The following is a 22,341-nucleotide window of genomic DNA, read 5'->3' on the forward strand; positions in this document are numbered from 1 at the left end:
ATGACTGAGGAACCTCTCCCCTCCGATGCCGATGCGGCCGACGGCGCCTCCGAGCTGCTCCTGACCACAATCGACGGACCGGTGGGCTGGCTGACCCTGCAGCGCGAGGGCAAGCTCAATGCGCTCAGTCGAGAACTGCTGCTCGCGCTCGAGGCCGCTCTCACCGACCTCGAGTCCGATCCTGCTGTTCGCGTGGTGGTCCTCACCGGCGCCGGCACACGTGCCTTCAGTGCGGGTGCCGACCTCAAGGAGGTCAAGGGCACCGAGCCTGCTGCCTTCCTTGCGGCGAACCTGATCGGGCATCGTGTCTTCGACCGTGTCCGGCACAGCCCTCTCCCGGTGATCGCGGCGATCAACGGCCTTGCTGCCGGTGGAGGACTCGAACTGGCTCTCGCCTGTGATCTCCGGTTGGCCGTCACCGACGCGCGGCTCGGGTTGCCGGAGGTCACTGTTGGGGTGGTGCCTGGCTGGGGCGGAACCTGGCGTTTGGCCGAGGCGGTGGGGGCAGCGCGTGCCCGCGAGCTGATCCTCACCGGTGAGCTGATCGAGGCCGACGCGGCGGCGCGCCTCGGTCTCGTGAGCGATGTGCTTCCCGACGGGGAGGCGCTGCGCCGGCGTGCCCAGGGGCTCGGTGAGCGGATGGCCGGGCACAGTGCCGAGGCGCTCGCCCGCGCCAAGGTGCTACTCGGGGCCGGGGAGAACCCGGCCGCACTGCACGCCACCGCCGAGTCCGGCTCGGTGGCCGCCTTGCTCGGCACCACCTCCTTTGCCCACGCCACACGCCGTTTCTGACCATCGATCCCGAACTTCCGCACCCCACCTCTGCGTCCGGACTGTGTTCCCGGCAGGCTGTGTGTCATCCTGTCGGTAAGCGCTTTCTGGAACCAGACCTGATCCCAAGGAGAACCGAAGGATGCTGTCACCGCAGGACACGGACGTCCTCGCCGACCTGGACCGCTGGCGCGCGCAACGCTTCCCGCACTGGGGGGAGGATTTCTTCCCCGGCGCCCTCCCCGAACTGGCCGAGATCGGCCTGCAATCGCTGCTGGTGCGTGAGGGGAAGCTCGACCTGAGCCGGGGGCGGCTGGCACATGAGACGAGCGAGCGCCTGGCCGCCACCTTGCCGGCCCTGGCCATCAGCACCTCGGTGGCGCGGCTGCATGCCTACCTGTTGCTGAAGTACGCCCAGCCCGCAGTGCGCGACCGCTATCTCGCGGACACGCTGGCCGCCCGCGTCTTCGGCGGATTCGCCATGACCGAGCCGGGTGCCGGCACCGATGTGCGGGCGATGCAGACCGTGGCGGTACGCGACGGCGACCACTACGTGCTGACCGGCGCGAAGTGCTGGATCGGCCTCGCCCCGGTGAGTGACTACGTGATCGTGCTGGCCAAGGAGGGGCATGACGGCCGTGACGCCCCCACGATCGCACTCGTGGTGGATATGGACTCAGCCGGCGCGACCGGCGAGCCTGGTCCGCAGCTCTCTGGTGTGATCGGCATGCCGAACGGCACTCTGACCTTGACCGGAGTGCGGGTGCCGCAGGAGCACGCCCTGACCTGTGAGGGCTTCCGCGGCATGATGGACGGGCTCAACCTGGCCCGGATCGAAGCGGCGTCCTATTCCTGCGGCATCCTGCACCGCGCCCTGGAGCTTGCCACTGAGCGCGCCTCCTCTCGGATTGCCTTCGGTCAGCCACTCAGCGGCCTGCCGAGTATCCAGGCCAAGCTGGGCCGGATGTGGACCGACTACCGGGCAGCCCGTGAACTGACCCTGGCTGCCGTCGACTCCTTCCAGGTCGAGGGCGGGGACCGCGACCTGATCTCCATGGCCAAGCTCTTCGCCAGCGACGCCTGCCGGAGGCATACCGACGAGGCGATGCAGATCTTCGGTGCCGCAGGCCTCGCGGCGGACGGGGAGGTCCTGCGCCTCCACAACGCGGCCAAGGTCATGCAGATCTTCGACGGCACCTCCGAGATCCACGAGACCATGCTCGGCCGTCGCGCAGCTCAGGGGGCCTTCGCATGAGCACCCCAGCGACCATGCCTCCGGTCGGTGCCCGCGCCGAGTTCCGCAAGACCGTGGGGGAGACCGATGTGACACTCTTCGCCGGCCTCACCGGGGACTTCGCACCGCAGCACATCGATGACGAGTACATGCGGAGCCGACCTCAGGGCAGGCGGATCGCCCATGGCGCGCTCACCCTCTCGCTGACCTCGACCGCCGCGGCCCGGCTCTGCGCAGACCACCGGGTCACAGCTCTGTCCTACGGTTACGACCGCGTGCGGTTCCTGGCCCCCGTCTTCCTCGGCCAGACCGTGGCGGTGGACTATGTGGTCGAGCGGATCGAGACCGAGAAGAACGTTGTCCACTGCGCCATGACGGTCACCACCGATGACGGTCGGCTGTGCCTGGTGGGCACCCATCTGCTCTATTGCTACCCCGAGGAGGACGCACCATGACGGCGTCGGAACAGACCAGTACCAGCCAGACGCAGAAGGTCGCTCTGGTGACCGGAGGCAACCGCGGCATCGGACTCGGCATCACCCGCGGCCTGCTCGCCGAGGGCTACGCCGTGGCGATCCTGGCCACCCGGGAGGAACCGGCCGAGCTGCTGGCCGAGCTACGCGAGCTCGGGCCGGTGCGTTACACCCGAGGCTCTGTGGCCGAACTCGAGGTGCACGAGCGCTACGTCAGCGAAACGCTGGCCGAATGGGGCCGGATCGACCTGCTGGTCAACAACGCCGGCGTGGCGCCCCAGGTGCGCGCAGATCTCATCGAGGCCACCCCGGAGAGCTACGACCGGGTGATGGACATCAACCTGCGCGGTCCGTACTTCCTCACCCAGTGCGTGGCTCGCGCCATGCTGCAGCGGCCCCGCGTCGAGGGTGAGGCGCGCGGCACGATCATCAATGTCACCTCAGTCTCGGCCACCGTGGTCTCGACCAACCGGGGCGAGTACTGCCTGTCCAAGGCGGGCCTCGCGATGGCGACCAAGCTCTGGGCGGCGGCCCTCGCTCCCGAGGGTGTGCTCGCGTATGAGGTGCGGCCCGGGGTGATCGCCACCGACATGACGGCCGCGGTGACGGCGAAATACGACGAGCTCTTCGCCGCCGGCCTGGCGCCGATGCCGCGCTGGGGCTCGGCCGAGGACGTCGCCGGCGCCGTCGTCCAGCTCGCCGCGGGCGCCATGCCCTACTCCACCGGTGACGTGCTGCACGTCGACGGCGGTATGCACATCCAGCGCCTCTGACGGCACACCGGAAGGACACCATGAACGAGCAGAACCACACCCTCGAGCCCAGCCCGGTGCCCGAGTCCGACCTGCTGGACGTGGGCGGGGCGCAGATCCCGGTGCTCACCACCAACACCCTGGTGGTGGGCACGGGCTCGGCCGGCTACTGCGCTGCCGACCGGCTCTGGGAGTTCGGCCAGACCGACCTCATCATGGTGGCGGACAAGGTCCGCGCCGGCGCCAGCCGTAATGCCGGATCGGACAAGCAGACCTACTACAAGCTCACCCTCTCCGGGCCCGAGGGCGATTCGGTCCAGGAGATGGCCGAGACCCTCTTCTCCGGCGGTGCCATGGACGGCGACAACGCCCTCGCCGAGGCGGCCCTCTCGGCACGCGCCTTCCTGCGCCTGTGCGACCTGGGCGTCCCCTTCCCGCAGAACCGCTACGGCGAGTTCATCGGCTACAAGACCGACCACGATCCGCGGCGCCGGGCCACGTCGGTCGGCCCGTACACCTCCCGCTCCATGGTGGAGAACACGGAGAAGAAGGTCGCCCGCAACGGCACCCCGGTGTACGACAACTGCCGCGTCGTCGACCTCATCGTGCGCGACGGCGCGATCTGCGGCGTGCTGCTGCTGCGCACCGACGTCCCGCACGACGGCGAACGCAGCCCGTTCCTGCTGGTGCGCACCACGAACGTCGTCTACGCCACCGGCGGGCCCGCCGGGCTCTACGCCACTCGCGTCTTCCCCAACGGCCAATGGGGCGCCTCGGGCGCGGCCTACCGTGGCGGGGTGCACGGCAAGAACGTGACCGAGTGGCAGTTCGGGCTGGCCTCGATCAAGCCGCGCTGGAACGTCTCCGGCACCTACATGCAGGTCATTCCGCGTTTTGTCTCCACCGACGCCGAGGGTAACGACGAGCGCGAGTTCCTCACCGAGGGCATCGAGGATCTCGGGCGGTTGATGAGCCTGGTCTTCCTCAAGGGTTACCAGTGGCCCTTCGACGTGCGAAAGGCGCGTGACGGCTCCTCGCTCATCGACCTGCTCGTCTACCGCGAGACCGTGCTGCGCGGACGCCGGGTTTTCCTGGACTTCCGCCGCAACCCGGTCAACATGGACTTCGATCCCTCACTGCTCTCCCCGGAGGCTTACGACTACCTCCAGCGCGCCGACGTGCTCTTCGGCACGCCCATCGAGCGGCTCCGGAAGATGAACGAGCCCGCCTACCAGTTCTATCTGGACCGCAATCCCTACGTGGATCTGGAGCAGGAGATGCTCGAGGTCGACGTCTGCGCCCAGCACAACAACGGCGGCCTGGTGGTCGACGGCTGGTGGCAGTCGAACCTCACCGGTTTCTTCCCGGTGGGGGAGGCCGGCGGGGCGCACGGCGTCTACCGGCCCGGTGGCTCGGCGTTGAACTCCGGCCAGGTGGGCGCTACCCGCGCCGCCCAGTTCATCGCTGCGCACCGCACCGCGGAGCCGGTGGGCGAGGAGGGCTTCCGCGCCGCAGCCGAGCCGGTGGTGGCCGATGCGCTGGCTTTGGCCGAAGCAGCCGCGCGCCGCGCCGAGCACGGCGCGCCCGATACCACCGGGGAGCTGCTGACGGAGATCCAGGAAATGATGAGCGCCAAGGTGGGGCCGGTGCGGTCGCCGGAGACCATCGAGGAAGCCCGGCAGCAGGTGGCCGCCTGGTTCGAGGAGTACGAGCAGACCATCGCCGCCGACCGCAGCTCCCGGCGTTCGATGAATCGTCTGTTCCTGATCCGCGACATCCTCACCACCGCGCACGTGTACGTGAACGCCATGTCGGACTACGTCGGCCACGGGGGGCGTTCGCGCGGGTCGGTGCTCTACACCGACCCCGCCGGTGACCTCCCCCAGGTCGGCTACGGCGAGAATCCGCAGCGCGAACTGGACCTGCCCGAGATCTTCCGGTTCACCCTCGACGAGGGAGCGCTCGACGCCGAGATCCAGGAGGTGGCGCTGCACCGGGATGGCGAGCAGGCTGCTCCTCGGGCCTGGTGGCGCGAACGCCGCCCCATCCCCGAGGACGACGACTTCTTCGAGAACGTCTGGCGCGAGTTCCGCATTGACGGCAACATCCGCTGAATCGCCCCACAGTCCCTTCAGGCCCGGCCCGTCCCGGGCTTGAGGGGACCTTTGGCTCTGTGCCCGGCTCCCCGGATGTGCCAGGCTCGGGAGTGACCCGAGAGCGAAGGAGCAATCATGGCTGAGAAGCAGATCGTCGAGCAGGTCCTGGCGGCGCCCTCCCGCTATGTCCAGGGCAAGGGTGCGATCGAATCCCTGGGCGCCCGGCTGTCGGAGATCGGCTCCACACCACTGCTGGTGGCCGATGACGTGGTCTGGGGCATCGTCGAGGAGCCCTTGCGTCGCGGCTTCGAGGAGGCCGGCCTGCCGGTCACCCGCGTGGGCTTCGACAGCTACGCCACCGCTGCTGCCGTTGACGAGTTGGTCGAGGCCATCGGCTCGGGGGGCCACGACGTCATTGCCGGGGTGGGCGGTGGATCTGTCATCGACGCCGCCAAGGCCGCCGGGCACCTGGCCGGGATCCGGTGGGCAAGCGTGCCGACGGCCGCTTCCTCGGACGCCCCGACCTCGGCCCTGTCCGTCATCTACACCGCGGAAGGCGCCTTCGAGGAGTACCGCTTCTTCCCCAAGAACCCCGACCTGGTGCTCATGGACACCCAGCTGGTGGCCGGGGCGCCGGAACGCTTCCTCATCGGTGGCATCGGCGACGCTCTCGCCACCTGGGTGGAGGCACGCGCCACGGCTCGTGCCTTCGCCGGCACCATGGTCGGCGACCGGCCCACACGGACCGGTACCGCGCTGGCGAAGCTGTCCTGGGAGATCCTCTGGGAGCACGCCCTCGATGCCCTCGAAGCGGTGCGCTCGAACACGGTCACTCCAGCACTGGAGGCGGTGACCGAAGCGAACACCCTGCTCTCCGGTCTGGGCTTCGAGTCCGGTGGCCTCGCGGCCGCCCACGCCATTCACAACGGGCTGACCGCCGCGCCGCAGACGCATGGCCTGACCCATGGCGAGAAGGTCAACATCGGCACGCTCACCCAGCTCGTGCTCGAGGGCGCGCCGGCACGCGACATCGAGGACTTCATCGTCTTCACCACCAGGGTGGGTCTGCCCAACACCCTCACCGAGATCGGGCTCAGCCCGCAGGACACCGCCGAACTGCGTGCGGTGGCCGAGGCCGCCACCGCTCCGGGGGAGACCATCCACAACATGCCCTTCCCGGTCACCGCGGACGCCGTGCTCGACGCCCTGACCACCATCGAGGCCATCTCCCGGCGGGTACGCGCCGCGCACGGGCTCGCCGAGCCCACGCCGATCCTCACCCCCTGAGCCGGAGTGCCGGTCAGCATTGCGTACGCTGGCCGGCATGGCCAAGAAGAACCGGAAGAAGAAGCTCGGCCCCAAGCCGGGTGCGGAGCCCAAGACCAAGAAGGTCGAGTACGTCGAGCGGCCCTTCGAAGGGCTGCCCGGCGAGACCGAGATCGTCGCGATGCGCGAGGTGGTGCCCGCGGCATCGACCACGCTGCGCACCACGGAGGATTTCGGCGGCCGGGAGTTCCAGCTCGTGACCCTGTTGCCGGATTTCCTGCCCGCCCTGCGTCGCGAGGACGGCACCGTGCTGGTCGCGCTGCAGACTGCCGCGCACTCCGGCGACGCCTCGCGCGATGTCGCCGTGGCCACGCTGATGGCTCTGGAACTCGAACCCGGTGAGCCGCTGCGCGGTACCGGCATCATCGAGCCAGGTCCGCGCCTGCAGGACATCCTGGACCTGACCGAGGCCCCCGAGGTCACCGTCCACGACGACTTCGTGTTCTGGATCGGTGAGGAGCAGGCCAAGGACCCGCAGGCCGCTCAGGCTCTGGAGAACGCGAACGAGTCGATCGTGCCCACCGCGCCGGTCGAGGGCGTGACCTCGATGTACTGGTGCCGGATGGGCAAGGAGTTCGTGCGCTGGGCCCGGCCCGAGGACCCGGAGAAGGTGCTCGACGGCATCGCCCGACTGCACGCCGAGCGCAGCTCAGCGATCGACGAGGGCTCACGTTTCGTGGGGGCCTTCCGCTCCTGCGGGCTCTCCATCCCGGTCTGGGAGCTGGCCCGCGGCGCGGAGGCCGATGAACTGGTTGGCCCTGCTGCGGCCTTCGACAAGCGACTGACCGCAGCGATCGCCGAGGATGCGCCCCTCACCCCGGAGCAGCGGCGGGCCCGCGCCGGCCTCGTCTCCCGCCAGGTATCGCTGCGCTGACCGATGAGCGAGCGGGCGTCGCCCGGCCACCCTGGCGGACGGCGCCGCGCGGCGCGGCGGTTTCGTCCGGCTGATCGACGTCGCAGAGATAGGGTTCGTCTGTGTCCTCTTCCCGGTCGCAGCGCGTGGCGGTCATCATCCCTGCCAAGGATGAGGCCGGTCACGTGGCGGCGACTGTTCGCGCCGCCCGTGCCATCCCGCACGTGGACCTGGTGCTGGTCGTGGATGACGGCTCCGATGACGACACCCAGCACGCCGCGCGCAGCGCCGGAGCGGTGGTGGTGCGCCACTCGGTGGAGCGTGGCAAGGCCACCGCCATGGAGACCGGTGCCGCGGTCGTGGCCATGCGCGACGTCCCGGGCTCGCCACCACGACACCTACTCTTCCTCGACGCCGGCCTGGGCGAGACAGCCGTGGCCACGGCTCCGGTGGTCGTGCCCGTCCTGGACGGCGAGGCCGACTGTGCGATCGCGGTGCGCGCGCCGGGAAGCGGTCCCGGGGGCCGCAGCGTCATCTCGGCCCTGGCACGTAAGGGCATCGCCAAGGCCACGGGATGGACGCCCATGCAGCCGCTCTCCGCGCAGCGCTGCGTGACCCGCGAGGCCTTCGACGCCGTCAACCCCCTCGCACGGGGCTGGGGCGTGGAGACAGGCATGATCATTGATCTCCTCGTGGCGGGTTACACGCTCATCGAGGTCCCCTGCGAGCTCGACCGGCCCGTCACCACATCGGACTTCAGCGCGCGGATGCGCGGGAGTGCCCACTACCGGGATGTCGCGCTGGCCATCAACTCGCGGAAGCTCCGGCGGATCCGGGTTCCGCGCCGGGAACGGGGAGACCTGCCGCAGCGCCAGAAGCCCGGCTACCCCTACCGGGCATGGGTCAGGGACGTCACGCAGGCAGCCTCCGACCACGGTCACTGACGGCGCGGTCCCACCGGTGGGAGTCCGTCAGATGAAGCCGCCACCGATCACCAAGGGCACGACCAGCCCGATGACCGCCAGGATGGCAATCGTCGCCACCACCCAGCGCTGCCACTGATTCCGTCGACGCATCCCCTCAGGCTACGTGCTCAGCTCCTCGCGGGCGGGCTACGCTGACCGACGTGACTGCAGCCCACAGCCCCGAGGAGAGTTCGAGACCCCGCTACACCTACCTCGGGCCGGAGGGCACCTTCACCGAGGCGGCACTGCTGCAGGTGACCGGACCGGAAGTGGCAGAGCTGCTGCCCTGCACCGATGTCGTGACCGCCCTGGACCAGGTACGCAGCGGTCAGGCTGACCGCGCCGTCGTGCCGGTGGAGAACTCCATCGAGGGTGGTGTGAATGCCACCCTGGACACGCTGGCCACCGGTACGGGGCTGCGCATCGTGGGCGAGATGCTCGTGCCGGTGACCTTCACCCTGTGCGCTCGCCGCGGGACGGCGCTGCGCGACGTCCGGCGCATCTCCACCCACCCCCACGCCTGGGCTCAGTGCCGCCGCTGGGTGGCGGAGCACCTTCCCGCCACGGCGGATGATCGCAGCGACGCCGTCGTCCACGTGCCGGCGACTTCCACCGCCGCAGCCGCAGCGCTCCTGAGCGAAGGGCCCCAGCCCTTCGAGGCGGTGCTCTGCTCGCACCTGTCCGCAGTGCGCTACGACCTCGAGGTGCTCGCGGAGAACGTGGCCGACAATCCCGGAGCCATCACACGCTTCATCGAGGTCGCGGCGCCCGGTCCGCTGCCGGAGCCCACCGGGGCGGACAAGACCACACTCACGGTGCACCTGCCGGACAACGAGGCTGGTGCGCTGCTGCGGATGCTCGAGCAGTTCGCCACCCGCGGAGTCAATCTGGCGCGCATCGAGTCGCGGCCCATCGGGGACTCGCTAGGCCGCTACTCCTTCTCCATCGACGCCGAGGGGCACCTGTCCGATGAGCGGCTCCGGGAGGCCCTCATCGGCCTGCACCGGGTCTGCCCCGTGGTGAACTTCCTCGGCTCCTACCCGCGCGCCGACGGCGTGCCACCGCATCTGCGCCCCGGCACCGCTGACGCTGACTTCCGGGCCGCGCGGGAGTGGGTCGCAGGCCTCGGCTCGCACTGAGCCTCGACCCGGGCCGTGGATCGGTCCGAGGCGTGGCCGCCCGGAACCTCAGAAGGTGGCGCTGGGGCTGCGGATGATGACGGCGTCCGGCTGGATGCGGGCGCGCACCACCCGGGCGTCGCCGAGCAGGTCACCGTCGACCTGCACCGCCTCCGGCTTGTCGGCGCGAACCGTGATCGTGCGCGCCCTGCGGAACTCGATCGACCCGATCTGGAAGGGCAGGGAGTCCTGCCGCAGGCCGATGCCCTGCAGGATGACGCGGCGCAGGAGGTCCGCCCAGCCGAACAGGCCGGATCGCGTGTCGATCACGCCGATGTCCAGCCAGCCGTCATCGATCCGGGCATCGGGGAAGAGGAGGAATCCGCCGGGGAGCTTCCCGCAATTGGCCACGAGCACCGTGCGCGCCTCGACCGGGCCGTGCTCGCCGGCGCTGCCCAGCTCGAGGGTGGCGCGCAGCCGAGGGCTGCGCAGGTGGCGCACCCCGGCCACGAAGTAGGCGAACCATCCGAGGCGCTTCTTGAGGTCATCGCCGGCACCTTCGACCATGGCGGCGTCGAAGCCGAGCCCGCCGATCACCACGAAGGGGTGCTCCACGGGTGGCTCGTCGTCCGCCTTGGCGAGTTTGTCGGGGTCGGGGCTCTCCGGCTCGGTGCTGAGCCAGCCGACATCCATGGGGCGTTCTTGGCCCGTGAGGGCCGCGATCACGCAGTCACGGGGATTGCCGATGGGGAGGTCGAGGTTGCGGGCCAGCAGGTTGCCGGTGCCCAGGGGGACGACGCCCATCGGCACCCCGGAGCCCGCCATGGCCCCGGCCACCGCCCGCACGGTGCCGTCACCGCCGACGGCGATCACCACGGAGGGGTTCGCGGCCAGTGCCTCCTTCGCCTGGCCGGCGCCCGGGTCCTCGACCGTGGTGGTGAACCACAGCGGCTCCGGGAGATCGACCTCGGCGGCGATGCGCGTGACGACCGCTTGGAAGCCTGCAATGTTGGCGATCCGCGCCGGGTTCAGCACCACGGCTGGCGGGCGCGGGCTCGGCTCGGCGTCCACCGGGGCGTTCAGTTCCTGAGTGACAGGAGCGGGCGAGGGCTCGTCCTCAACGAGCGAGGCCACCTCTCGGCGGAGGGACTGCCGCAGCGCGTGGATCCCGAAAACGAGAGCGGCCAGTGCGAGGAAGAGGCCGGCGAGTGAGATCCATAGCTCCGGGTTCATTCCGCCAGTATCCCGGTCGCTCCGGGAGCGCGCGACCACGGCGTCTCCCGGCAGCCGCAGCCCGCGTGCGGAGCTCGGCGAGGTGGCGAGAAGCGCGTGCCAGGGCAGCCCTGAGCCGGGCACATCGACGGCCGCCGGAGACGGATAGGCTGGCGCGCATGATTGACCTGCGAGCCCTGCGTGAGAATCCCGAGATCGTCCGCGCGAGCCAGCGGGCCCGCGGCGCCGACGAGTCGCTGGTGGACTCCCTGCTGGAGGCCGATGCCGAGCGGCGCGCCACCCTGACCCGGTTCGAAGACCTGCGGGCGGAGCAGAAGCAGGTCTCGAAGTCGGTGGGCAAGGCTTCGGCCGAGGAGCGGCCCACCGTCCTGGCTCGTGCCCAGGAGCTCGCCGCGCAGGTCAAGGAGGCCGAGGCCCAGGCGAACCAGGCCGGCGCGCGCGCCGAGAAGATCCTGGCGACGATCCCGAACATCGTGGCCGAGGGCGTGCCCGCGGGCGGTGAAGCCGACTTCACCGTGCTGCGCCATGAGGGCACCGTGCGCGACTTCGCGGCCGAAGGAGTCGAGGTCAAGGATCACCTCGAGATCGGCGAAGGACTGCGCGCCATCGATATGGCGCGCGGCGCCAAGGTCTCGGGTTCGCGCTTCTACTACCTCACCGGCATCGGCGCCCGCCTGGAGCTGGCCCTGCTGCAGGCGGGTCTTGACCTCGCGATGCGCGCCGGATTCACCCCCATGATCACGCCCACGTTGGTGAGCCCGCAGATCATGGCGGGCACCGGGTTCCTCGGCGAGCACTCCGACGAGATCTACCGGCTCGAAGCGGACGATCTCTACCTCACCGGCACCTCGGAGGTCGCGCTCGCCGGTTATCACGCCGAGGAGATCCTCGATCTGTCTGAGGGCCCCAAGCGTTATGCCGGCTGGTCCACCTGTTACCGGCGCGAGGCCGGATCACACGGCAAGGACACCCGCGGCATCATCCGCGTGCATCAGTTCAACAAGCTGGAGATGTTCTCTTATGTCTCGGCCGATGACGCTGCGGCCGAGCACGAGCGCCTGCTCGCCTGGGAGGAGGAGATGCTCGCGGCCGTCGAGCTGCCCTACCGGGTCATCGACACCGCCGCCGGGGATCTCGGCACCTCGGCTGCGCGCAAGTTCGACTGTGAGGCGTGGCTGCCCAGCCAGGAACGCTGGATGGAAGTCACCTCCACTTCCAACTGCACCAGCTTCCAGGCCCGGCGCCTCGCGGTGCGCGAGCGTGGCCCCTCGGGCACCCGTCCGGCCGCCACGCTCAACGGCACCCTGGCCACCACCCGATGGATCGTGGCCATCCTGGAGAACCACCAGGTGGCCGGAGGTGCGGTGCGTGTGCCGGAGGCGCTGCGCCCTTATCTCGGCGGGCTCGACGTTCTCGAGCCCGCGTGAGGCGTGGCCACACGCATGAGACGGCGGGGACGTGCGGCCGCTCACCCGTGAGGTCGGTGACAGACCGTCGCGCCTGCAGCCGTGACGCCGTACGTTCGAAGGCAGAAACCGCGCGGTGCCGGACTGCGGCCGCGAGCAGCAGAGTGCGAGGAGGGCCATGAGCGAGAACACCACGGGGCAACTCGCTCCGGTCATCGAGCGTGCCGCGGCCTGGGTCGAGCGCATCCCCGATTCCGTTCCCGCTCCTGGTCCCGACCTCATGGTCGGCCTGGACATCGACGGCACGTTGCTGCACTACGACGGCGACCTCTCCGCCGAGATCCGCGGTGCGGTAGCCGCGCTGCGCGAGGCCGGCACCCACGTCATCCTGGCCACCGGCCGGGGCGTGACCGCCACGGTCCCGGTGGCCCACGCTCTCGGCCTGGACGAGACCTGGGCGGTCAGCTCCAATGGGGCCGTCATGGTGCAGCTCAGCCAGGGCGAGTACGAGATCACCGACGTCGTCACCTTTGATCCCGGCCCGGCGGTGCGGGCGCTCGCCTCAGAGATGCCCGACCTGCTCTTCGGTGTCGAGGACATCGGTCGCGGGTTCAAGGTCACCGCTCCCTTCCCCACCGGGGAACTCACCGGTGAGATCGATGTGGTCGACCTCGACGAGCTCGTGGCCACCCCGGCCACCCGCGTGACGGTCCGCGCCCCCGATCTGGACTCTGATGACTTCTACGACCTGGTCGCCCGGGTCGGACTGCACGGCGTCTCCTACGCCGTGGGATGGGCGGCGTGGCTGGACCTCACCCCGCCCGGGGTCTCCAAGGCCAGCGCGCTTGAAGGGCTGCGGGGGCGCTTCGATGTCCGCCCCGGCGCCACGGTGACGCTCGGTGATGGGCAGAACGACGAGGAGATGCTGCAGTGGGCGGCTCACGGTGTGGCCATGGGTGACGCTCCGGACCATGTGGTCGCCGTCGCGGACGCCCAGACGGGTGGCGTCGCCGCGGACGGCGCCGCAGTGGTGCTGCGCGCCCTCGCCATGCGCTGAGGTCACACCTGCAGTAACACCTTGCCGAACACGGCGCCGGAGTCGAGCAGCTCGTGTGCCCGGCCTGCGTCTCTGAGCGGCAGCACCGCGTGGACCACCGGGCGCACCTGTTCCTGCTCGATCAGCGGCCACACGTGCGATTGCACCGCGGCAACGATCTCAGCCTTGTCCTGTGCTGACCGCGAGCGCAAGGTGGTGCCGTGGATCGAGGCGCGCTTGGCGAGCAGCCGCCCCAGGTCGATCTCGCCGTGGCGGCCCTGCTGCATGCCGATCACCACGAGCCGCCCTCCGGTGGCCAGGCTGGCCAGATGAGTCGCCAGCGACCCGGCTCCGAGGACGTCGAGGATCACGTCCACACCGCCGCCGCTCGCCTCCTTGACGGCGCAGGCGAGCTCTCGGCCCGCCAATGCGCGATGGTCCAGTGCGACGTCGGCACCAAGGTCCAGACAACGCTGCACTCGCTCAGGCCCGCCCGCGGTGGTCACCACCCGCGCCCCGAGCGCGGCGGCGAGCTGAATGGCATGGGAGCCGATGCCTCCGGACCCTCCGACGACGAGGACGGACTCACCCGCGCGGAGCCGGGCAACCTCGACGAGGTTCGACCATGCGGTGCAGGCCACCTCGGGGAGGGCGGAGGCTGAGATGAGGTCCACCCCCCGCGGTACCGGGAGGAGCTGCCCGGCGGGAACCGTGACCTGCGTGGCGTAGCCACCCCCGGCCAGCAGGGCGCAGACCTCGTCGCCTACCTGCCAGTCCGGAACGCCGGGGCCGAGCGCCGTGATGATGCCGGAGACCTCGAGACCGAGGATGTCGCTCGCGCCCGGTGGCGGTGGATAGTGGCCGGTGCGCTGGAGCAGATCGGCACGGTTCACGCCGGCCGCAGCCACGGTGATCTGCACCTCCCCGGCGGCAGGGGAGGGATCGGGGAGTTCGACCAGGGAGAGTTCCCCGGTGCGTGCGCAGATGGCGTGCATGGCACCCATCGTGCCCTGAACGTGGCGCCCAGGGGTGGGACAGGGGGCACCGACGCTCGCTCGTGGCGGTGATCTCGGCGTGCGGGCGAGACCGGCGGGGCTCCGGCCTCGTAGACTTCTCGAGTTGGTACGGCGCTACGTGTGGTGTGCCCAGGAGGGATGACAGAGCGGCCGAATGTGGCGGTCTTGAAAACCGCTGTGCGATGACCTCGCACCCGGGGTTCGAATCCCCGTCCCTCCGCAGAATGATGCGGAACGAGCGCCCTTCCCGGGAATCACGCCGGGGAGGGCGCTCGTGCGTGAAGCGGCCTGGCCGCGCGTTCGCCCGGTATCCGTCGCGGATGCTGGGCGGTGGGTGCGGCCTTCAGCCTACGGCCGAATTGCTAGTTTCATGATCGACGAGTGTCGGTTTCTTTACCTTTTCATTCCAAGTCAATTGGCTTATTGGTGCCCATGAACGGCGTCGCTCGTGTGAACTGCAACACGGAATCCAGCCACCCACGCTCGTCGGCCAGGGCGGGCTTGCTCGGTGGTGAAGCGGCGTGAAAGCCTTGAGAAAACAAGGAAAAGTGGGCTCCCTTCCCGCGGGGCACGCCGGCTGACGCGGGGGCCGCGCCGACGGCGTGAACGGCTTTCGCAACGGTTCCGGAGCGGTTGGGGTGGCACGAGCCGCAATGTGCAGGTAGCGTATTTCGAGTCAGATAACGAACCGATAACGTTCGAGGAGGGGCTATGCGTACCAGCACGGCCAAGAAGCTTGTGACCGCGACTGCCGGCGTCTTCCTTGTGGCTGGCCTCGCGGCTTGCGACGACAACGGAACCGCCGACGACCCGATGGACGACCCTGCGGTCGAAGACCCCGCCGATGACCCGGCGGACGACGGCCTCGACGACACCGAGGACGACGGTCTGGACGACACCGAGGACGACGCGGACGAGTGACCCACTCTTCCTGATCGTCCGAGGCTGCTAGCGGATCGTTCTGATCCACACAGCCAGTCGGTCATGAGCGCCCGGCGCCCCCTGTGGGTGCCGGGCGCTCGTGTGTCCACCGGCGCCAGTTCGAGGTGCCGGCGTGGCCGAGGCCACGTGGGACGGTTTGCCATGGCAGGCTAGCCTCCCGGTAACCTGGTCAGCGGAGTTCCACAGCACGCTGGCTCCAAGGAGACGTCGCATAGTCTGGTCTAGTGCGCGGCCCTGCTAAGGCCGTGACGGTGCAAACCGTCCGTGGGTTCAAATCCCACCGTCTCCGCGTTCCAGATGTCCTAGGACATCGGCAAGGTCCGAACCCTGGTGGGTTCGGACCTTCGTTGCCCGTAGCGCCGGAGAGCTCGCTGTCCGGAGACAAGGTGTGTGGGTGCAATCACTGAGGAGAACCCGGGATGACCATCTCTGAGCGCTCGTCGCATCAGCAGCTGCCCTGGTCGGCAGGGCGATGGACGCATGCGCCGGTCTCGGCCGTCGCCGAGGGGGAAGACCTCGTGGTCACCGCCGCGGAGAACTCGGACGCCTGGCGGCTGACCTCGTACGGGTTCATCCACGATTCCGAGCACGCGCTGCTCGACTCCTTCCCGGTGGGCGCTGCCGTCGAGGTGACCTTCACCGCCGCGCTTCCCGAGCAGTTCGACCAGGCGGGAGTCTTCGTCAGGATCGATGCGCAGCGGTGGGTCAAAGCCGGCCTCGAGCGGTCGGACGGACGCCTCCAGCTCGGCGCGGTGGTGACCCAGGGTCAGTCGGACTGGTCCGTGGCGCCGGCCGATGAATGGAGCGGGCAGCGCGTGACCGTGCGGGTCAGCCGCACTGGTGGTGCTCTGATCGTCCGCGCCGGTCTGGCCGGCCAGGACCGGCAGTTCGTGCGGGTCACTCCGCTCGACCCCGAGCAGGTCGCTGAGGCGGGCCCCTACCTGTGCGCACCGACGCGGGCCGGGCTGAGTGTCCGCTTCCACTCCTGGCACCTCACCGAGGCTGACACCGCCCTCCACTGAACCCGGTGGTGTGGAGCCCCGGATCGCGGAGGTGGCGGCTCAGATAAAGGTCCAGATCACCAGTGCCACCAGTGCGAGAGGTGAGAGGGCTCCGAGCGGGGCCCAGCGGCGCTTCTTCTCGGAGGTGTCTTCGGGATACGGCGCCAGCTCGGGCCATCGAGAGGCCGCGAACACGAGCATGGCACTGAAGCCCAGGGCGCTCGCGGTCCACCCCCATCCGGTGGCGCCGGGCCAGGGTGCGAGCGCCCGGGCCAGGGCCAGGACGGCGAGCGTGTTGGTGCTCAGGGAGATCAGGCGGATCCGGTCGGTGGCTTTGCGGGCCTGCAGGGTCGCGATCACGACGCTGGTCAGGGACCATGCCAGAAGGGCCAGGGAGATGATCATCGGTCGCCCCCCGCCTGGGCGAGCAGCGCCTGACCGGCCTGGTCCACCGGCTGGTTGGTGGCAGCGCTGAGGAAGAGGGCGGTCCCGTGCTCGGGATCCACGCCGAACCAGGTGAAGAAACCGCCGGTCCCTCCGTTGTGCCAGACCACCTCGGAACCGTTGATGGTGTCGGTGAACCACGCCGCACCGATGGAGCCTTCATGGAAGTCCGCCGTGGGCTCCATGGCCTGCGCGCCGGGCACACTACCCGCCAGCATGAGCTCGGCCAGCTGCGCCATCGTGGCGGCGTCCGCCCTGATGCCCGTCCCGGTCGGGGCGTAGGCCTCATTGATCCAGGGCTGTGGCCGGCGCCCCTGCTGGTCCCGGCCCTGGACGGCCTCCGGGCCGAGCTCGTCCCGGGAGGACGGCAGACTCAGCGCGCTCAGGTCTGCCGGGACCGCCAGCCGCCCATGCAGGAGCGTGGGGTAGTCCATGCCCGCGGCAGCCGCGAGGGCATGGCCCAGCGCGGCGAAGCCCAGGTTGGAGTAGCTCGGCTCGCGTGGGCCGAGGTCAGCGGCGCGCAGGTCGGCGAGCAGGCCGGCGAGATCGCCGGTGTAGGGGTTGGTTCCGAGCACGGCCGAGGCGTAGCTCCGCGCGAAAGTGCCCACGCCACCGGCGAGGCGTGGCAGCCCGGAGCGGTGCTGGGCGAGTTCCTCGAGTGTGATGTCCGCGGCGGGGGAGTCGCCGAGGTCGAGGAGCTCCCCCAGGGGCGTCTGTGGCTCGATCTCGCCGCGCTCGATGGCGTCAGCGTAGAGCAGACCCGTCAGGCCCTTCGAGACAGAACCGATCTCCACGGTGCCCTCCAGGGGTACGCCGATGGCCGCGGTCCGCGTCCCCTGCGGTGTCACCTCGGCAACGACGGCGCCGTATGCGCCGTCCGGAAGGTGCTCCAGAGCGGCGGCGGCCAGGGTGGTGTCGCCCTCCACCATGCTGTGGCCATCAATGGAACCGCCGGCGGGGCGCAGCCACAGGGCCAGGACGGCGGCGATGACCGCCATGGCGGCCCCGAGCAGCACGGCGGGGCGGCGAGTGCCCTGGCGGGCTGCTCGGGCCGGGGCGGTAGCGCCCGGGTGGTCTGCTGTGGACTCAGTCATCGGCTGGCTCCCAAGATCACGAGAAGGGGGATGACCCGCTCGGGCGGGACTGTCACGAAGCCGCGAGACCCCGGACGGAGCCATCCGGCCGCCGTCAGAGCCTTGACGTGGTGGTAGAGCTGGCCCGTGGAGGCGAGCCCGAGTTCCGCGGCCAGATCGGAGAGCTTGCCGGTGCCGCGGACCACAGCCAGGGCCAGGTCGATGCGCACCGGGTGGCCGAGCGCCGCCAAGCTCGCCGCCAGCGACTCGGTGTCCTCCGGCTCGAGGAGTTCCTCCGCCTCGCGGCTCATCTGCCACGCCACGGGTCCCGCGCCGGTGTGGACCGTCCCGGTCCACACCACAGCCCCGGCCTCAGACTCAAGTCGATCGCGGAGCCCGTTGAGGGCCCAATAAGGATCCTCAGAGGTCACTGCAGCGCTGTGGTGCGGCGCGGAGGTATCGCGAGGCTGCGCCGTCGTCCCCGCAGTGCCGCCCTCCAGGTCGGCCAGGCGTTGCTCGAGTGCCAGCAACCGGTCCTCAATCGACATCCTCTAATATTACGTAATTCCAGTGCGATGCGCTACTGGATGCCACGCGGGCGTCCAGCAGGCAAGCTGTCTCAGGTGTGGACCGCGTACTGGACGACCTCTCCTGGCCATGGCGAACTGCGGACCGAACGGGGCCGCGTACCCGGGCCGGGGGAGGTCCTGGTGCGCACCCTGGTCTCCGGGGTCTCCCGGGGGACCGAGACGCTGGTGCACACCGGCGCCGTGCCCGCGGAGGTCGCCGAGCTCATGCGCGCCCCCTTCCAGGAGGGCGACCTTCCCGGGCCGGTGAAGTACGGCTACCTCAGCGTCGGCGTCGTCGAGGACGGTCCGGCCCACTTGATCCATCAACGGGTCTTCGTCCTGCATCCGCACCAGGACCGCTACATCGTGCCGGTTGAGGCCGTCACCCCCGTACCGGCGGGCGTGCCCACCTCTCGTGCCGTGCTCGCCGGAGCAGTCGAGACCGCGATCAACATCCTCTGGGAAGCGGCGCCGCGGCTGGGTGACCGCATCGCGATCATCGGCGCCGGGATGATCGGCGCGGCGGTGGCCGCCCTCGCCCGCGACTTCCCGCTCGCGCGCCTCCAGCTCATCGACGTCAACCCCGACCGTGCGAGGCTGGCCCAGCACTGGGGCATCGAGTGGCGGGATCCCGCTACCGCCGAGGGCGACTGTGACCTGGTAATCCACGCCTCCGGATCCGAGGCCGGCCTCGCGCGCGCACTGGAGCTGCTGGGCGAACAGGGAGAGGTCGTCGAAGCCTCCTGGTACGGCTCGACGGCTCCCCGGGTGCCGCTCGGCGGAGCCTTCCACGCCAAACGGCTGAGCATCCGTGCCTCGCAGGTGGGCGTGGTCGCCGCGGCGCGGCGGGCTCGCCGCACGCACGCCGACCGCTTGGCCCTGGCCCTGGACCGGCTCACCGACCCCGCCTTCGATGCCCTCATCACCGGCACGGCCCCCTTCGACGAGCTGCCCGAGGTCATGCCCCGCCTGGCCGCCGGTGAGGGGGCGCCGTTGTGCCAGGTCATCACCTATCCGCAGTCCGACCAGCATCGAACGGCATAATCCCGCCGCGGGCCATACCGTTCGAGCGACACCTGGCCTGAGTATCCTCACCTAGGAGTGAACCGTGTTCTCCCTGACCGTCCGCGACCACATGATGATCGCCCATTCACTGCCGCACCCCGCCTTCGGGCCCGCCCAAGGCCTCCACGGCGCCACCTTCGTGGTCGAGTTGAGCATCCGGCGAGCGGAGCTGGACGAGGCCGGCATCGTGATCGATATCGGTGAGGCCACCGGCATGCTCAAGGACGCGCTGGCCGACCTCGACTACTCCAATCTCGATGACCACCCTGAGCTGACGGGCACCTTGACCACCACCGAGCACCTCGCGCGCTTCATCGCCGAGCGCATCGCCACCCGCCTTCAAGGCGGCCCCTATGCCGGGCTGGACGTCACGCTGCGAGAACACCCGGACGCCTGGGCGAGCTACTCGCGCGAGCTGTGAGTGCTACCGCCTTCCTCACCTGGGACAGTCAGCGCCCCTCCGGTGGGAACACCTACAACGCGGAGCTGATCGGCGCTCTGCGTGCTGCGGGTGAGGAGGTGGAGGTCTACCGGGTGCCCGGCAGCTGGCCGGCCCCTCAGGCTGCTGCGCGCGAGCGCGCCGCCCAGATCCTGAACAGGGGCGCCGTCGCCATCGTTGATGGCATCGTCGCCTCGGGCGTTCCGGAAGCCATTGACCAGGCGGTCGACGCCGGCCGGCGCGTGGTGGTCCTGGCTCACATGGCGGCGGCGGATGAGCACGGCCTTTCCGAGGCCGAGCGCGCCCGCCGTGAGGACCGGGAAGGGCGCGCCTTCCGTGCGGCCAGCGCGGTGGTGGCCACCAGCAAGACCGCCGCCCGAGACCTCGAGCGGCGCCACCGGCTCACTCAGGTGCACGTCGCGCTGCCCGGGATGCGGGCGCAACCACCGGCGGCCGGCTCCGATCCACCGCGCATCCTCGCCGTCGGGGCGGTGACGCCCACCAAGGATCACCGCACTCTCCTGCGCGCCCTCTCCCACCTGTCCGAACTGCATTGGAGTGCCCGCATCGTGGGCTCGGACGACCTCGATCCGGCCCTAACGGGCGAGCTCGCCGCCATGATCCGTCACGAGGGCTGGTCGGACCGGGTCCGGCTCACCGGGGCGTTGACCGGCGAGCCGCTGGAAGTGCAGTGGTGCGCCGCCGACCTGCTGGTGCTGCCCTCGCGCCACGAGACCTACGGACTGGTGGTCCTCGAGGCGCTGGCCCACGGGATCCCGGCCGTGGTCACCGACACCGGTGCCGCAGAAGCCTTGGCCGTGGGGGGGCCGGGGCGCCCACTTCCCGGCGTTGTGGTCCCCGTGGGGGACGCCTCGGCTCTTGCTGATCGACTCCGCGCGTGGGCGAGCGCCGACGGGCTTCGCACTGCCTGGCGCAGGCGTGCCGGTGCAGTGCGGGAAATGCTGCCTTCCTGGGAGCAGACAGCGCGGAGCGTCCGCCGCATCATCTGACCATGCGCCGCCCGGGCTAGGAGTCCGCGAGCACGAACTCAGTGCAGACGTCCTCGCCGAGGTTCCAGCGCCGGTTCGGGGCGCGGACGGCCTCAGCCAAGCGCGGGGAGCCGTTGAAGCGCAGACCGGGCACGCCGTCGCCGATGAGAACTGGCGCCACCGTGATGAACAGCCGATCCAACGCCCCAGCGGCCAGGAAGGCGGACACCAGCCTTCCGCCCCCCTCCACGAGCACGCGCTCCAGGCCCCGCTCGTGCAGCAAGGCCAGCACGTCCGCCGGGGCGAACCCGCGCTCGGACACCGGAGCCCGCACCACGCTCACGTGGGGGAGCGGATTGGCCACCTCCGTGGGATCCGGGGCTTCGTCTCCGATGATCCAGAGGGTGGGGGCCTCGCTCTCGGTCAGTACATGAGCGGTGCGAGGCAGGCGTGCCCGGGGGTCGAGCACCACCCGAACCGGGTGGGCGCCAGCAGTCAGGCGCACGGTGAGGCGGGCATCGTCGGCGATCACGGTGGAGGCCCCGACCACCACCGCGTCCACCTGGGCGCGCAGGCGGTGGAGGTGGGTGTGGTCCACCTCGCCGGTCAGCCGTGCGCCGTCGCCGGTTCTGGAAGCGATGAACCCGTCGATGGACTGCCCCATCTGCGCGATCGTCAGCGCCCCGGTGGCCTGCGCGAGGGGACCATAGCGTTCGACAAGCTCCCGCTCGGCATCGGAGGTCAGCGCCGACATCGGCGGCACCTGCCCGGCCAACAGCATGGACCAGGCATCCGGGAGCGCAGAGATGGCATCGTGACGCATCCTGCGGCGCTTGGTGTCCAGGTAGAAGGCGTTCTCGGGGCGATCCTCCACGGCAGGCCGGCGCCGCGCCGCGACCTCGATGCCATAGTCGTTCAACCGCTCACCCTTCTCGGGGTTGGCGGTGAGCAGCGTGATCCGGGTGGCGCCCAGGTCGTGCAGGATTCCCGCCACCTCGGAGTAGTCCCGGGCATCGGCGGGGTACCCCAGACGCAGGTTCGCGTCCACGGTGTCCACGCCGGTGTCCTGCAATGCATAGGCATGCAGCTTGGCGAGCAGGCCGATCCCGCGGCCTTCGTGCCCCCGGGCATAGATGAGCGCTCCGCGCCCCTCGGCGGCGATCGCGGCCAGGGCGGCCTGGAGCTGCTCACCGCAGTCGCAGCGGTAGGAGCCGAGCGCATCACCGGTGAGGCACTCCGAGTGCACCCGCACCAGTGGCGGCGGGCCGGACGAGCTTTCCACGTCACCCATCACCAGGGCCACATGGCCGAGGCCACCGGCGCCCTCGTAGCCCATCATCCGGAAGGTGCCGTGCCGGGTGGGCAGGCGTGTCTCGACGGACCGCTGCAGGGTGGAGTGTGCGGTTCTCGTGTGGTCCAGGTCAGTCACGTCTGAACTTTCGCATATGCGCTGATCGCGCGCATGGCAAGACTGGCCGCAGCAGCAGCGGCGGTGCTGGGCGCCTGGAGGAGCAGCGACGCCCGCACACCCCTAGGCTCA

22 protein-coding genes and 2 tRNA genes are annotated in these 22,341 nt (G+C 70.1%); 18 read left to right on the plus strand and 6 right to left on the minus strand.

All coding sequences use genetic code 11. From position 1 onward, the window contains the following. The 9 genes from EDD31_RS07595 (at position 1) to pheA (ending at position 9,609) form a co-directional block, all read left to right on the plus strand. Positions 1-792 (plus strand): enoyl-CoA hydratase/isomerase family protein, encoded by a 792-nt coding sequence (locus tag EDD31_RS07595; protein WP_123303619.1) that lies wholly within the window; start codon positions 1-3, stop codon positions 790-792. Positions 793-913: 121 nt separating this feature from the next. Continuing rightward, positions 914-2,026 (plus strand): acyl-CoA dehydrogenase family protein, encoded by a 1,113-nt coding sequence (locus EDD31_RS07600; RefSeq protein WP_123303620.1) that lies wholly within the window; start codon positions 914-916, stop codon positions 2,024-2,026. Beyond that, the gene (locus EDD31_RS07605) at positions 2,023-2,460 is read left to right on the plus strand and encodes a MaoC family dehydratase (RefSeq protein ID WP_211336083.1); all 438 of its coding nucleotides are present in this window, start codon (positions 2,023-2,025) and stop codon (positions 2,458-2,460) included. The genes EDD31_RS07600 and EDD31_RS07605 overlap by 4 nt, the downstream gene beginning before the upstream one ends. Continuing rightward, positions 2,457-3,251 (plus strand): 3-ketoacyl-ACP reductase, encoded by a 795-nt coding sequence (locus EDD31_RS07610; protein WP_123303622.1) that lies wholly within the window; start codon positions 2,457-2,459, stop codon positions 3,249-3,251. The genes EDD31_RS07605 and EDD31_RS07610 overlap by 4 nt, the downstream gene beginning before the upstream one ends. Before the next feature lie 20 nt (positions 3,252-3,271). Next, positions 3,272-5,344, plus strand: coding sequence for an FAD-dependent oxidoreductase (locus tag EDD31_RS07615; protein ID WP_123303623.1), 2,073 nt, complete (start codon positions 3,272-3,274; stop codon positions 5,342-5,344). Between the two features lie 117 nt (positions 5,345-5,461). Further along, the gene (locus EDD31_RS07620; RefSeq protein WP_123303624.1) at positions 5,462-6,613 is read left to right on the plus strand and encodes a glycerol dehydrogenase; all 1,152 of its coding nucleotides are present in this window, start codon (positions 5,462-5,464) and stop codon (positions 6,611-6,613) included. Between the two features lie 37 nt (positions 6,614-6,650). Next, a complete protein-coding gene (locus EDD31_RS07625) occupies positions 6,651-7,526 on the plus strand; it encodes a DUF5926 family protein (RefSeq protein WP_123303625.1) in 876 nt (291 codons plus the stop codon). Between the two features lie 101 nt (positions 7,527-7,627). After that, the gene (locus EDD31_RS07630) at positions 7,628-8,449 is read left to right on the plus strand and encodes a glycosyltransferase (protein WP_245991032.1); all 822 of its coding nucleotides are present in this window, start codon (positions 7,628-7,630) and stop codon (positions 8,447-8,449) included. A gap of 182 nt (positions 8,450-8,631) precedes the next feature. Further along, positions 8,632-9,609: a prephenate dehydratase gene (gene pheA, locus EDD31_RS07635; protein WP_123303626.1), complete on the plus strand. Its 978-nt coding sequence runs from the start codon at positions 8,632-8,634 to the stop codon at positions 9,607-9,609. Between the two features lie 48 nt (positions 9,610-9,657). Here the strand turns inward: pheA and EDD31_RS07640 are convergent, their stop codons facing one another. Next, positions 9,658-10,821 (minus strand): diacylglycerol/lipid kinase family protein, encoded by a 1,164-nt coding sequence (locus tag EDD31_RS07640; protein WP_123303627.1) that lies wholly within the window; start codon positions 10,819-10,821, stop codon positions 9,658-9,660. 158 nt (positions 10,822-10,979) lie between these two features. Here EDD31_RS07640 and serS point away from each other — a divergent pair, with 158 nt between their 5' ends. Further along, positions 10,980-12,248, plus strand: coding sequence for a serine--tRNA ligase (gene serS, locus EDD31_RS07645; protein ID WP_123303628.1), 1,269 nt, complete (start codon positions 10,980-10,982; stop codon positions 12,246-12,248). Positions 12,249-12,405: 157 nt separating this feature from the next. Next, positions 12,406-13,284, plus strand: coding sequence for an HAD family hydrolase (locus EDD31_RS07650; RefSeq protein ID WP_245991035.1), 879 nt, complete (start codon positions 12,406-12,408; stop codon positions 13,282-13,284). A gap of 2 nt (positions 13,285-13,286) precedes the next feature. Here the strand turns inward: EDD31_RS07650 and EDD31_RS07655 are convergent, their stop codons facing one another. Further along, the gene (locus tag EDD31_RS07655; protein ID WP_123303629.1) at positions 13,287-14,258 is read right to left on the minus strand and encodes an NAD(P)H-quinone oxidoreductase; all 972 of its coding nucleotides are present in this window, start codon (positions 14,256-14,258) and stop codon (positions 13,287-13,289) included. 153 nt (positions 14,259-14,411) lie between these two features. Between EDD31_RS07655 and EDD31_RS07660 the strand changes: the two genes are divergently transcribed. The 4 genes from EDD31_RS07660 (at position 14,412) to EDD31_RS07675 (ending at position 16,243) form a co-directional block, all read left to right on the plus strand. Continuing rightward, positions 14,412-14,499: transfer RNA gene (locus tag EDD31_RS07660), tRNA-Ser, on the plus strand. A 491-nt stretch (positions 14,500-14,990) separates the two neighbouring features. Beyond that, positions 14,991-15,200, plus strand: a complete 210-nt coding sequence (locus EDD31_RS14740; RefSeq protein WP_170163238.1) for a hypothetical protein — start codon at positions 14,991-14,993, stop codon at positions 15,198-15,200. Between the two features lie 221 nt (positions 15,201-15,421). Then, positions 15,422-15,510 (plus strand) — tRNA-Ser (locus EDD31_RS07670). Positions 15,511-15,640: 130 nt separating this feature from the next. Continuing rightward, a complete protein-coding gene (locus EDD31_RS07675) occupies positions 15,641-16,243 on the plus strand; it encodes a DUF1349 domain-containing protein (RefSeq protein WP_123303631.1) in 603 nt (200 codons plus the stop codon). 39 nt (positions 16,244-16,282) lie between these two features. On the opposite strand, the gene EDD31_RS07680 is transcribed toward EDD31_RS07675, so the two are convergent. From EDD31_RS07680 to EDD31_RS07690, 3 genes are read right to left on the minus strand one after another with little or no spacing between them, the layout of a single operon-like run. Beyond that, the gene (locus EDD31_RS07680; RefSeq protein WP_123303632.1) at positions 16,283-16,627 is read right to left on the minus strand and encodes a hypothetical protein; all 345 of its coding nucleotides are present in this window, start codon (positions 16,625-16,627) and stop codon (positions 16,283-16,285) included. Beyond that, a complete protein-coding gene (locus EDD31_RS07685; RefSeq protein WP_245991038.1) occupies positions 16,624-17,760 on the minus strand; it encodes a serine hydrolase domain-containing protein in 1,137 nt (378 codons plus the stop codon). The genes EDD31_RS07680 and EDD31_RS07685 overlap by 4 nt, the downstream gene beginning before the upstream one ends. Beyond that, positions 17,757-18,287, minus strand: coding sequence for an ArsR/SmtB family transcription factor (locus EDD31_RS07690; RefSeq protein WP_123303633.1), 531 nt, complete (start codon positions 18,285-18,287; stop codon positions 17,757-17,759). Before EDD31_RS07690 ends, EDD31_RS07685 begins: the two co-directional genes overlap by 4 nt. A 39-nt stretch (positions 18,288-18,326) precedes the next feature. On the opposite strand from EDD31_RS07690, the gene EDD31_RS07695 reads away from it, so the two are divergent. From EDD31_RS07695 to EDD31_RS07705, 3 genes are all read left to right on the plus strand, one after another. Next, positions 18,327-19,352, plus strand: a complete 1,026-nt coding sequence (locus EDD31_RS07695) for a zinc-dependent alcohol dehydrogenase (protein ID WP_123305306.1) — start codon at positions 18,327-18,329, stop codon at positions 19,350-19,352. Between the two features lie 64 nt (positions 19,353-19,416). Next, complete coding sequence (locus EDD31_RS07700) at positions 19,417-19,794, plus strand: 6-pyruvoyl trahydropterin synthase family protein (protein ID WP_123303634.1); 378 nt, start codon at positions 19,417-19,419, stop codon at positions 19,792-19,794. Next, positions 19,791-20,822: a glycosyltransferase family 4 protein gene (locus EDD31_RS07705; protein WP_123303635.1), complete on the plus strand. Its 1,032-nt coding sequence runs from the start codon at positions 19,791-19,793 to the stop codon at positions 20,820-20,822. Before EDD31_RS07700 ends, EDD31_RS07705 begins: the two co-directional genes overlap by 4 nt. A gap of 16 nt (positions 20,823-20,838) precedes the next feature. Here the strand turns inward: EDD31_RS07705 and ribA are convergent, their stop codons facing one another. Continuing rightward, entirely contained in the window at positions 20,839-22,230 is a 1,392-nt protein-coding gene (ribA, locus tag EDD31_RS07710) for a GTP cyclohydrolase II (protein WP_245991041.1), read from the minus strand. Positions 22,231-22,341 lie beyond the last annotated feature (111 nt).

Source organism: Bogoriella caseilytica (assembly GCF_003752405.1).
Taxonomy (GTDB): Bacteria; Actinomycetota; Actinomycetes; order Actinomycetales; family Actinomycetaceae; genus Allobogoriella; species Allobogoriella caseilytica.